Below are 12,358 nucleotides of genomic sequence, written 5' to 3' on the forward strand. Positions count from 1 at the left end.
TGCCATGTCGATGTTCCGATGGGGATGGAGGACGGCGGGCGGGGGTACGGCGCCTCCCCGCCCGCCGCCGGCTCGGTGGCGGCCCTCAGGGTCGCGCCCCCGGAGGGGCGCAGTGCCGCGAGGGGCACCTAGGTCCTGTCCGGCCGATCTTGCCGGGCTCGCGTGCCCTGGCACGCACATCTGCTGCGTTGTCCTCGGTCGCCAATGTCCCCCGTAGCCCTTCGGGCACGGGAGGTGCCCCCACCGCAGTGGCGACCTCCTCCGCCTTGCATCTGCACGCACCAGGACCCGCTCACTGATCCGGCCTGATCGACCGGACAGGACCTATGAGGGCAGCTCCTTCAGCTGGATGTCACGGAAGGACACCTGGTCCTCGGCGCCGTGGTTCTGGATGCCGATGTAGCCGTCCTTGAGGCTGCGGACCGGGTCGGTGTTGGTGAAGTCGTTGATCTTCTCTCCGTTGAGGAAGACCTGCAGACGTTCGCCCTGGACCCGGATCTCGTAGGTGTTCCACTCGCCGGGCGGGCGCAGGACCCGGTCGCGGGTCTCGATGTCGGCCGACTTGAAGCCGTAGACGGCGCCGGTGGTGCGGTCGGGGGCGTCGGTGGCGTCGATCTGGACCTCGTAGCCGTTGTTGACCGCCGACCAGGGGTCGTCGGAGGCGGGGAAGCCGACGAAGACGCCGGAGTTGTCGTCGCCCTCCATCTTCCAGTCGAGCTTGAGGGAGTAGGAGTGCAGTTCCTTGGCCTGGTACCAGAGCATGCCCATGCCGCCCTCGGTGCGCAGTTCGCCGTCGACGACGTTGAACTTCCCCGGTCCCGCCTGCTTCCAGCCGTCCAGCGTCTCGCCGTTGAAGATGGGCCGGTAGCCGGTCCTCGGCGTGCAGTCGGCGTCGACCTGGCCGGTGGCGTAGCGCAGTCCGCCCAGCAGGTGCTGCCGGAAGGCCGGCTCGGCGTAGGACTCCTTGGTGTGGCCGCCGCCGGTGTAGAAGGCGCGGCCGCCCTCGTAGGACTGGCACCAGGCGATCGGGTGGTCGCCCTTCATGGTGCCGCCCGTGTAGCTGGTCTCGTCGAGGGTGGCGAGGACGCGGGCCTGCTCGCGCGGGTTGGTGCGGTAGTTGTACCACTCGTCGGTGCGCTGCCAGGGTCCGTCGATGTGCGCGGTGGCGGGGTGGTCGTGGTCCTCGACGCGTACGGTCGCGGACTGGATGTGCGGGTGGTTGGCGAAGTAGGCGCCGACGAGTCCGCCGTAGAACTCCCACTCGTACTCGGTGTCGGCCGCGGCGTGCACGCCCATGTAGCCGCCGCCGGCGGCGACGTAGTCCTCGAAGGCCTTCTGCTGGTCGGCGTTCAGGACGTCACCGGTGGTGGACAGGAAGACGACCGCGTCGTAGCGGGCGAGGTTGGCGGCGGTGAACTGGCGCGGCTCCTCGGTGGAGTCGACCGTGATGCCGCTGCTGCCGCCGAGGTCCTTCAGCGCGGTGATGCCGGCGGGGATGGAGTCGTGCCGGAAGCCGGCGGTCCGGGAGAAGACGAGGACGCGCCCCGCGGCCTTGTCGACGGGCTTGTCGGAGATCTCGAAGTCGTCGACGTCGTACAGGGCTCCGGCTCCTCCCTTGAAGACGAGGACCAGGTCGGTGGTCCGTCGCGGGACCGACTTGAGCGGCACGTCCACGTTCTGGAAGGTCTCCCAGCCGCCGGTGACGGGGACGGGCGTGGAGCCGAGCAGGGTGCCGCTCGCGGACCCGGCCCGCACCTCCAGGACTCCGCCGGACCCGCCGGAGGAGACGCGTGCGGTGAGCTTGGTGGCGCCGGCGAGCCGGTACGGCGTGAAGGAGATCCAGTCGCCGTTGTGGATGTCGCCGACGGTCTTGCCGCCGTGCGCGGTCGCCTTGTCGTAGGTCTTGACGCCGGACGCGTCGTCGAAGTGCTCGGCCTGGCGGTGGCGCGGCTGGAGCTTCGCCTGGTCGTGCGTGGTCAGCGGGTCCTGGCCGCCGCCTCCGCCGTCGGTGTACTCGGCGTCGAGGACGCCGAAGATGTCGGCGTTGGGGTCGTGCCCGCCGTCGGCCGAGGTCTTGATGGTGCCGGTGCAGCCGTTGGCCGAGGTCTCGGGGTGGCCGTGGCTGTCGTGGCCGAGGATGTACGTCACCTTCACCTTGGCGCAGTCGACGGTGCCGTCCTCGGGGTCGGAGACCGTCACCTTGAAGGGGACCTCGTCGCCGAAGGTGAACAGCGCGCCGTCGGCGGGCAGTTCCAGGGTGACCTTGGGCGCGGTGTTGCCGACGACGACACGGACGCTCGCGGAGCCGGTGCGGCCGCTCGGGTCCCTGGCGGTGACGGTCGCGGTGTAGGTGCCGTTCTTCGTGTAGGTGTGGGCGGGGTCGGCCTCGGTGGAGGTGCCGCCGTCGCCGAAGTCCCAGCTGTAGGTGAGGGCGTCGCCGTCCGCGTCGGTGGTTCCCGCCGAGGAGAAGGACACGCGCAGGGGCGCGGTGCCGGAGGTCCTGTTCGCGCTCGCCTCCGCGACCGGGGAGCGGCCGCCGGTGGCGTTCTCGATGCGGTAGAGGCCGGAGTTCTCGTCGCCGCCGAACCAGGCGGTGCCGTAGTCGAGGACGTACAGCGCGCCGTCGGGGCCGAAGGCCATGTCCATGACCTGCGTGCCGGTCCAGGGGACGGGGTTGATGGACTGGACGGTGCCGTCCGCGCCGTGCTCGATGCGCTTGATCCAGCGCCGGCCGAACTCTCCGGCGAAGAAGTCGCCGTCGTACTCCTCGGGGAACTTCACCGGGGAGGTGGAGGCGGCGTCGTAGCGGTAGACGGGTCCGCCCATCGGGGACTCGGAGCCGGTGCCGAACTCGGGCACCGATCCCCCGTCGTACGGGATCCACGCGGCCTGCGCGGGCGGCAGGTCGACCAGGCCTGTGTTGTGCGGCGAGTCGTTCTTCGGGGCGGCGCAGTCGAAGGCGGCGCCGGAGGTCTTGGTGGCGAAGTCGTAGTCGATGTACGGGTCGTTGTCGCCGGTGCAGAACGGCCAGCCGTAGTTGCCGGGGCCGGTGACGCGGGCGAACTCGACCTGTCCGGCGGGACCGCGCTCGGGGTCGGCGGTGCCGGCGTCGGGGCCGTAGTCGCCGACGTAGACGACGCCGGTCTTCTTGTCGACGCTGAACCGGAAGGGGTTGCGGAAGCCCATGGCGTAGATCTCGGGCCGGGTCTTCTCGGTGCCGGGGGCGAAGAGGTTGCCCTCGGGGATCGTGTAGGACCCGTCGTCGCCGACCTTGATGCGCAGGATCTTGCCGCGCAGGTCGTTGGTGTTGCCGGAGGTGCGGCGGGCGTCGTAGGCGGGGTTGCGGCCGGGGCGGTCGTCGATGGGGGTGTAGCCGTCGGAGGCGAAGGGGTTGGAGTCGTCGCCGGTCGACAGGTACAGGTTGCCGGCCGCGTCGAAGTCGATGTCGCCGCCGACGTGGCAGCAGATGCCGCGGGTCGCCGGGACGTCGAGGATCTTCTTCTCGCTGGCGTTGTTGAGGGTGCCGTCCTCGTTGAGGACGAAGCGGGAGAGCCGGTTGACGCCCTCGAACCTCGCGAAGTCCGCCGCGGTCCCCTCGTTGGGCGCGTCGCCCGCGGGGGTGTCCATCGGGGGCGCGTAGTAGAGGTAGACGAAACGGTTCTCGCTGAACTTCGGGTCGAGGCCGATGCCCTGGAGGCCCTCTTCGTCGTGCGAGTAGACGGGGATCGTGCCGACGACCCGGGTGGTGCCGGCGGCGTCGGTCATGCGCAGCTCGCCGTTGCGGGAGGTGTGGAGCACGCTGCGGTCGGGGAGGACGGCGAGCGACATGGGCTCGCCGGTCTCCTCACCGCCCTTGGCGAGGGTGACCTGCTGGAACTCCGCGGCGGCCGGGGTCGCTTCGGGGTCGGCGGCGGTCGCCGTGGTCGGCGCGGTGAGGGCGAGCGAGGTTGCTGCGAGGAGACTGCCGGTCAGGAGTGCGAGGCCCTTGCGGGCCCTTGGCCTTGTTCTGTGCACGGTTGTCCTCCGGTAGTGGCCGGTCGAACGAGCGGGTTGCCGTGGAGCGCTGGGGGTGTCCCCCGGGCCGCGCTCGCCTCGTGGAGCGGCGCTGCTCGCGGGTGTTCGTCCTTGGGCTGCGAGAGCTCCGCGCCGGGCTGGATGCCGTGGAACCGGAGTGCGCCGTCACTCCTGGACCACCTATGTCGTGTACACGAGAGGGGACGGTAGCCGGGTTCATCCGGGACCGAAAGCCCTTGTGCACCGGGGAAGTTGAACTTTTTCCCGTAGCAGGACAAAGGCGTGTCGGGGCGTGTCGGACCGGCCCGGCGGCATCACCGCCGCCGGGCTCGGGCCAGGCAGGTTCTACTGGTCGCCGCCCGAGAAGGCGGCGTCGAAGGAGGCGCTGGGCGGGTCGAAGTCGAACTGCTTCAGATACGCAAGCGCTTGTGGCGCCCCGGCGAGCCGGTCCATCCCGGCGTCCTCCCACTCCACCGAGACGGGCCCCTCGTAGCCGATGGACCGCAGCATCCGGAACACGTCCTCCCAGGGCACGTCGCCGTGCCCGGCGGACACGAAGTCCCAGCCGCGCCGCGGGTCGCCCCACGGCAGATGGGAGCCGAGCCGCCCGTTGCGCCCGTCCAGACGCCTGCGGGCCTCCTTGCAGTCGACGTGGTAGATCCGGTCCCGGAAGTCGTAGAGGAAGCCGACCGGGTCCAGGTCCTGCCAGACGAAGTGGCTCGGGTCGAAGTTGAGCCCGAAGGCGGGTCGGTTGCCGACCGCTTCGAGGGCCCGCTTCGTGGTCCAGTAGTCGTAGGCGATCTCACTGGGGTGGACCTCGTGGGCGAAGCGGACGCCCTCGGTGTCGAAGACGTCGAGGATCGGGTTCCACCGCTCGGCGAAGTCCTCGTAGCCGCGCTCGATCATCCGCTCCGGCACGGGCGGGAACATCGCCACCAGGTGCCAGATGGACGAGCCGGTGAAGCCGATGACCGTGTCGACCCCGAAGGCCGCCGCCGCACGCGCGGTGTCCTTGATCTCGGCCGCGGCCCGCTGCCGCACGCCCTCCGGCTCCCCGTCGCCCCAGATGCGGGCGGGCAGGATGGCCTGGTGCCGTTCGTCGATGGGGTGGTCGCAGACGGCCTGGCCGACGAGGTGGTTGGAGATCGCGAAGCACGTGAGGCCGTACTTCTCCAGCAGCGCGTGCCGGCCGTCCAGGTAGGACGGGTCGGCCAGAGCCTTGTCCACCTCGAAGTGGTCGCCCCAGCAGGCGAGTTCCAGACCGTCGTAGCCGAATTCACGGGCCAGCCGGCAGACCTCCTCCAGCGGCAGATCGGCCCACTGACCGGTGAACAGAGTGAACGGACGTGGCATGGGACCTCCTTCTCAGACCTGTGCCCGTACTGCGTGGGCTGATTGTTCCGCTCCTTCTTCCGCCCCGGCCGCCGGCACCGGGGTGTACACGGCGTTCTTCTGCGCGCTCTCCTCCACCGCGGCGAGCACCCGCTGCACCTGGAGCCCGTCGGCGAACGAGGGCACCGGCTGCGCCCCGGTGGCGATGGCCTCGACCAGGTCGCGGGCCTGGTGGGCGAAGGTGTGCTCGTAGCCGAGCGCGTGGCCCGGCGGCCACCACGCCTCCAGGTAGGGGTGTTCCGCCTCGGTGACGAGGATGCGGCGGAAACCCGCGGTGACGGCGGGCTCGCGGTGGTCGTGGAAGGACAGCTCGTTGAGGCGCTCCAGGTCGAAGGCGAGCGAGCCGAGTTCGCCGTTGATCTCCAGGCGCAGGGCGTTCTTGCGCCCCGACGCCATCCGGGTCGCCTCGAAGGAGGCGAGGGCCCCGGAGGCGAGGCGCCCGGTGAACACGGCCGCGTCGTCGACGGTGACCGCTCCCCGTTGGCTGCCGCCGGACGCGGTCAGACCCGCCGATGCCCCCCGCAGCAGCGGCCGTTCCTTCACAAAGGTCTCCAGCTGTGCCGAGACCCCGACCAGCACCTCCCCCGCCAGGTACTGCGCGAGGTCGACGATGTGCGCGCCGAGGTCGCCGAGCGCCCCCGACCCGGCGTGCTCGCGCTCCAGGCGCCAGGTCAGCGGGAAGTCGGGATCGACCAGCCAGTCCTGGAGATAGGTGACCCGCAGGTGGCGCAGCGTGCCGAGCCTGCCCTCGGCGACGAGCCGGCGCGCGTAGGTGAGAGCGGGCACGCGCCGGTAGTTGAAGCCCACCATCGCCACCTGCCCCCGCGCGCGGGCCGCTTCGGCGGCCGCGACCATGGCCTCGGCCTCGGCCACCGAATTGGCGAGCGGCTTCTCGCACAGGACGTGCTTGCCGGCCTCCAGCGCCGCGACGGCGATCTCCGCATGGCTGTCCCCGGGTGTGCAGATGTCGACGAGCTGCACATCGTCGCGGGCCACGAGGGCGCGCCAGTCGGTCTCCGCGGCCGCCCAGCCGTGTCTGTCGGCCGCCGCGCGCACGGCGTGCGCGTCGCGGCCGGCGACCGCGGCGAGGACCGGCCGCAGCGGCAGGTCGAACACCCGGCCCGCGGTGCGCCAGCCCTGGGAGTGGGCGGCACCCATGAACGCGTAGCCGACCATGCCCACGCCGAGTGCCGGCGCGGTGGCGTCACTGTCCCTCTGTTCCATACGGTTTCTCCTCGTCGGTGTGCACGGTGGGGGCGGCGCGCCGGTCAGTTGAAGCCGGTGGGCAGGTACTCGTCGACGTTGTCCTTGGTGACGACGGCGGAGTAGAGGGTCAGGGAGGCCGGGATCTCCAGTTCGGCCATGCCGCTGATGCCCTTGCCCTGTCCGAGCGCGCGCGCCAGGTCGATGGCGGAGGCCGCCATCGTCGGCGGATACAGGACGGTGGCCTTGAGCACGCTGTTGTCGGCCTTGATGGCGTCCATCGCGGACTTGGCGCCCGCTCCGCCGACCATCAGGAAGTCGTCGCGGCCGGCCTGGGCGATGGCGCGCAGGGCGCCCACGCCCTGGTCGTCGTCGTGGTTCCACAGGGCGTCGAACTGCGACTGGGCCTGGAGCAGCTGCGCCATCTTGGCCTGGCCGGACTCGACGGTGAAGTCGGCGGCCTGGCGGGCGACCTTCCTGATGTTGGGGTAGTTCTTCAGCGCGTCGTCGAAGCCCTGGGTGCGCTGCTTGGTGAGTTCGAGGTTGTCGAGTCCGGCGAGTTCGACGACCTTGGCGTTCGGCTTGTCCTTGAGCTGTTCGCCGATGTAGTTGCCCGCGTTGAGCCCCATGCCGTAGTTGTCGCCGCCGATCCAGCAGCGGTATGCCTGCGGGGAGGCGAAGATGCGGTCCAGGTTGACGACGGGGATGCCCGCCCTCATGGCCTGGAGGCCGACCTGGGTGAGCGCCTTGCCGTCGGCGGGCAGGATGACGAGGACGTCGACCTTCTTGTTGATGAGGGTCTGGACCTGGCCGATCTGGGCGGCCGTGTCGTTGGACCCCTCGGTGATCTCCAGGGTGACGTCGGAGTACTTCTCGGCGCGTGACTTGGCGTTCTGGTTGATGGCGTTCAGCCACCCGTGGTCGGCCTGGGGGCCGGCGAAGCCGATGGTGACGGCCTTGCCGGGCTTGTCGTCGGCGACCGGGGCGTTGTTCGTGGCCTGTTCCTGCTTCTTGGGCTCGTTGCTGGTGCAGGCCGTCAGCAGTGCTCCGGCGGAGACGGCTGCGGTGCCGAACAGCAGTCCTCTGCGGCTGGTGGAGGGGATGTGCGGCATGGCGGGTCTACCCCTTTGACTGGGCGGTGTGGGCGGTATGGGCGGTGCGGGTTGGGGGAGGAGTGCGAGCGCGGGAGGCGTCAGGCGTCGCCGCCGCGCAGGGTGCGGCGCTGGACGAGGACGGCGGCGACGATGATCGCGCCCTTGGCGATCTGCTGGACCGCGGTCTCCAGGTTGTTGAGCGCGAAGATGTTGGTGATCGTCGTGAAGACCAGGACGCCGAGGACGGAGCCGACGATGGTGCCGCGGCCGCCGCTGAGCAGGGTGCCGCCGATGATCGCGGCGGCGATGGCGTCGAGTTCGTACAGATTGCCGTTGGTGTTCTGGCCGGAGCCCGCGAGCACGATCAGCATGAACGCGGCGATGCCGCAGCACAGGCCGGACAGCAGGTACAGGTACAGGCGCTGGCGCCGTACGTCGATGCCGGCGAGCCTCGCGGCCTCCGCGTTGCCGCCGACGGCGACGGTGCGGCGGCCGAAGGTGGTGCGGTTGAGCAGCAGCCAGCCGATGACGGTGACGGCCGCGAAGACGAGCACCAGCGGCGGGACTCCGAGGATGTAAGCGTCCCTGACACCGAGGTCGAGCACCGAGTTCACGGTGACGATCTGGGTCTTGCCGTCGGTGATCTGCAGCGCGAGTCCGCGGGCCGAGGCGAGCATGGCGAGGGTGGCGATGAACGGCACCATCCCGCCGTACGCGATGAGCACACCGTTCACGAGACCGCAGCCCACGCCCACGATCACGGCGGTGAAGAGGATCCCGGCGAAGCCGTATTCCTGGGTGGCCACGGTCGTGGCCCATACGGAGGCGAGTGCGACGATCGCGCCGACCGACAGGTCGATGCCGCCGCTGGTGATGACGAACGTCATGCCGACGGTGACGACACCGATGACCGACGCCTGGGTCAGTACGAGCTGGAGGTTGCTGGACGCGAGGAACTCGTCGGGCTTGGTGATGCCGCCGACGGCGATCAGCACGGCGAGGACGCCGAGGAGCGAGAGGTTGCGGACGTCGGCGCGCAGTCCGAGCGGCCTGCGCCACCCCCCGCCTGCCGGTGCGGACGTGGCGGTGGCGGCCGGCGCGTCCTTCTGCGCCGCAGAAGCTGGCTGCGTCATGCCGTCGGGCTCCCTTCCATCACAAGATCGAGTACGCGGTGTTCGTCGAGCTCCCGGGCGTCGGCCGTGTGCACGACGCTGCCTTCGCGCAGCACCAGCACACGGTCGGCCAGACCCAGGACCTCGGGCACTTCGCTGGATACGAGCAGCACGGCGAGCCCTTCGTCGGCCAGCCGGCGGATGACGGCGTACAGCTCGGCGCGGGCGCCGACGTCGACGCCGCGGGTGGGCTCGTCGAGGAGGAGCACCTTGCAGCCGCGCAGCAGCCAGCGGGCGAGCACGGCCTTCTGCTGGTTGCCGCCGGACAGGGTGCGGATACGGGCGTCGGGGTTGTCGGGCCGCAGGGACAGTTCCCTGGTGGCCTGCCGGGCGGCCGCCCGCTCCTGGCGGTGGTCGAGCCAGCCGGCGCGGGAGAAGCGGGAGAGGGTGGACACCGAGACGTTGCGCGTCACGGACTCCAGCATCAGCAGGGCCTGCGCCTTGCGTTCCTCGGGTGCGAGGCCGATGCCGGCGCGGACGGCGGAGCGGACGCTGCCGGGGCGCAGCGGGATGCCGTCGACGAGGACACGGCCCGCACTGGGCCTGCGCGCGCCGTAGATCGTCTCCAGGATCTCGCTGCGTCCGGAGCCGACGAGTCCGGCGAGGCCGACGATCTCTCCGGGCCGCAGCTCCAGGTCGACGGGCGCGAACTCGCCCTGCCTGGCGAGTCCTTCGACCCGCAGGACCGGTTCGCGCCCGGAGGCGGCCGCGGTGTCCGGCCGCTCGGGGAAGACGTACTCGACGTTGCGGCCGGTCATCAGCGCCACGATGTCGCGCGTGGGGGTGGACTCGGCGGGCAGGCCGACGGCGACGGCGCGGCCGTCCTTGAGCACGGTGACGCGGTCGCCGATGCGGCGGATCTCCTCCAGCCGGTGGGAGATGTAGACGACGGCGACGCCTTCGGCGGTGAGCGCGCCGACGATACGGAAGAGGTTGTCGACCTCGTCGGGGTCGAGCGCCGCGGACGGCTCGTCCATCACGATCAGCCGCACGTCGTGGGAGAGGGCACGCGCCATCGAGACGATCTGCTGCTGGGCCGCGGACAGGTCGCCGACCTGGCGGGCCGGGTCGATCTCGCTGTGTCCGAGCCTGCGCAGCAGTTGTGCGGTGGCGGCCCGGGCGGCGGCGCCGCGTACGACGAATCCGGCGGATGTCGGCTCGTGGCCGAGGAAGACGTTCTCGGCGACCGACAGCCCTTCCACCAGGTCGAGTTCCTGGTAGATGGTGGCGATACCGAGGCGCATGGCGGCGATGGGCGACTTCAGGGACACGGGCTCGCCGCGCCAGGTGATCTCTCCGCCGTCCGGCCGGTGGGCGCCGGCGAGGACCTTGATCAGGGTGGACTTGCCTGCGCCGTTCTGCCCGAGGAGGCAGTGGACTTCGCCGGCCTGGACCTCCAGGTCCACGCCGTCCAGGGCGCGGACGCCCGGGAACGACTTGGTGATGCCGGACATGGTGAGCAGGGGTGGTTCTGGTGCCATGACGATTCCCCTCGGCGGGTGCGGCCGGTGAGCGGGCAGGGCGGATGAGGGTACGAGGGCGGGCCCGGGGCGCCCCCGTCGGTGCGGCGGGGGCGTGCGGGTGGGTGGCACGTCGTGGAGCGGCTCGTGCGTCGACAGGTGCGGGTGCGATGGTGGTCCGGGGGCGTGCCGTGGTGCGGGGGCGTCGCGGGGTGCGCGGCGACGGTCGGCCGTGCGGGTGGGGCCGGACCGTGCCGATGGTGCTGGTGGTTCTGGTGGTGCCGACGGTGCTGGTGGTGCCGTCTGGTGCTGGTGCCGGTGGGGCGGTGCCGTGCTGGTGGTGCCGGTGGGGCGGTGCCGTGCTGGTGGTGCCGGCGGTGCGGCGACGGTTGTGCCGTGCGAGGTGGTGCGCGTGGTGCCTGGCCCTGCGGGCCGGCCCGACGGATCAGGCCGGTGAGAACAGGTGGTCGCTGATGAGCCGCGCCGCGCCGATGACTCCGGCCTGCGGCCCCAACTCCCCCAGCACGATCGGCAGGTTGCCCGTGGCCAGCGGCAGGGACTGCCGGTAAACCTGCGTGCGCACACTGGCGAGCAGCGTGTGCCCGAGCCCGGTCACCCCGCCGCCGATCACCACGAGGCCGGGGTTGAAGAAGCTGACCAGCCCGGCGATGACCTGGCCGACCCGGTTGCCTCCCTGGCGGATCAGGTCGAGGGCGGTGGCGTCACCGGCGGCCGCGGCCGCGGAGACGTCCACGGCCGTCAGCTGCCCGGCCGCCTCCAGCCGGGCGGCGAGCTCGGGCGAGAGGCCGGCGCGCGCGGCGTCCTCGGCGTCGCGGGCGAGCGCGGCGCCGCTGAAGTGCGCCTCCAGGCAGCCCTTGTTGCCGCAGACGCAGGCCCTGCCGTCCGGCTCGACCTGGATGTGCCCGATGTCCCCCGCGCTGCCGGTCGTGCCGCGGTAGACCTCGCCGCCGACGACGATGCCGCAGCCGATGCCCGTGCCGATCTTGACGCAGAGGAAGTCGCCCACGGACCGGGCGACGCCCGCGTGCTGCTCCCCCATGGCCATCAGGTTCACGTCGTTGTCGACCATGACCGGGCAGCCGAGGTCCTGACTGAGCGCCTCGCGGACCGGGAAGCCGTCCCAGCCCGGCATGATCGGCGGTGCGACGGGAACGCCCTCGGGGAAGCGGACCGGGCCGGGCACGCCGATGCCCGCCCCGTCGAAGCCCTCGGCGAGTCCGGATGCCTTGAGCTTGTCCGCCATCGACAGCACCTGCTCGAAGATCGCCACCGGACCTTCTCGCACGTCCATGGGGTGGTTGAGATGCCCCAGGACCTCAAGCTCCGCGTTGGTGACGGCGACGTCGATCGAGGTGGCACCGATGTCGACACCGAGGAAGCGCAGGGCGGGCGCGAGCCGGATGTTGTGGGAGCGGCGGCCGCCGCGCGAGGCGGCGAGCCCGTCCGCGACCACGAGGCCGGTTTCCAGGAGCCGGTCCACCTCGACGGCGAGCTTGGACCGGGACAGGTCCACCTGGTCGCCCAGCTGGGCCCGGGAGTTGGGTCCGCCGTCACGCAGCAGCCGAAGCAGTCGCGCCTGGTGCGCGTTCGCGGGTCGAGCCGTCATGCGCCTCACGTACCCCTCCCCTCCCCGGCCCTCGGCCCGGGAACCCTGGTACTTCCGTTCTGCTTTCGAGGGGAACGTAGCAGCGCTTTGCCGGAGTGGGAAGGACTTGCGCACGATTCCGGGGCAACTTCTTCCACACTCGGGACAAAGAACGGTGACCGGGCCCCGGCACGGACCTGAACCGCGTCAGGTCGACCGGCGCCTCACCAGCTGCGTGGGCAGGATCACGCCGCCGGCTCCTCCCCGCCGATCCGGGCGAGCAGCACGCGGACCGTCTCGGCGCTGATGCGGTCCCAGGGCTGGCGAATGGTGGTGAGTGCGGGGCTGGCCGCGGTGGCGGCGGGCGAGTCGTCGAAGCAGCCGACCGCCACGTCCTCCGGGACCCTGAGTTCGGCA

General features: G+C 71.2%; 7 protein-coding genes and 1 pseudogene. All 8 read right to left on the reverse strand.

The window, feature by feature from the left end; genetic code table 11:
• Window positions 1–324: 324 nt before the first annotated feature.
• Window positions 325–4,014 (reverse strand): ThuA domain-containing protein, encoded by a 3,690-nt coding sequence (locus ACF08N_RS01745; protein WP_392322549.1) that lies wholly within the window; start codon window positions 4,012–4,014, stop codon window positions 325–327.
• Between the two features lie 345 nt (window positions 4,015–4,359).
• Window positions 4,360–5,367, reverse strand: a complete 1,008-nt coding sequence (locus ACF08N_RS01750; RefSeq protein WP_392322550.1) for a sugar phosphate isomerase/epimerase family protein — start codon at window positions 5,365–5,367, stop codon at window positions 4,360–4,362.
• A 12-nt stretch (window positions 5,368–5,379) separates the two neighbouring features.
• Window positions 5,380–6,630 carry a Gfo/Idh/MocA family protein gene (locus ACF08N_RS01755; protein ID WP_392322551.1) on the reverse strand — a complete coding sequence of 417 codons (1,251 nt, stop codon included), beginning with the start codon at window positions 6,628–6,630 and terminating at the stop codon, window positions 5,380–5,382.
• Between the two features lie 44 nt (window positions 6,631–6,674).
• Window positions 6,675–7,721 (reverse strand): substrate-binding domain-containing protein, encoded by a 1,047-nt coding sequence (locus ACF08N_RS01760; protein WP_392322552.1) that lies wholly within the window; start codon window positions 7,719–7,721, stop codon window positions 6,675–6,677.
• Between the two features lie 80 nt (window positions 7,722–7,801).
• Window positions 7,802–8,836 (reverse strand): ABC transporter permease, encoded by a 1,035-nt coding sequence (locus tag ACF08N_RS01765; protein ID WP_392322553.1) that lies wholly within the window; start codon window positions 8,834–8,836, stop codon window positions 7,802–7,804.
• Window positions 8,833–10,356, reverse strand: coding sequence for a sugar ABC transporter ATP-binding protein (locus tag ACF08N_RS01770; protein WP_392322554.1), 1,524 nt, complete (start codon window positions 10,354–10,356; stop codon window positions 8,833–8,835). Before ACF08N_RS01770 ends, ACF08N_RS01765 begins: the two co-directional genes overlap by 4 nt.
• A gap of 424 nt (window positions 10,357–10,780) precedes the next feature.
• Window positions 10,781–11,962 (reverse strand): ROK family protein, encoded by a 1,182-nt coding sequence (locus ACF08N_RS01775; protein WP_392322555.1) that lies wholly within the window; start codon window positions 11,960–11,962, stop codon window positions 10,781–10,783.
• A 186-nt stretch (window positions 11,963–12,148) separates the two neighbouring features.
• Window positions 12,149–12,348: pseudogene (locus tag ACF08N_RS01780) on the reverse strand (substrate-binding domain-containing protein); the annotation flags it as partial.
• Window positions 12,349–12,358: the final 10 nt, after the last annotated feature.

The organism is Streptomyces sp. NPDC015127, assembly GCF_043080095.1.
Lineage (GTDB): Bacteria > Actinomycetota > Actinomycetes > Streptomycetales > Streptomycetaceae > Streptomyces.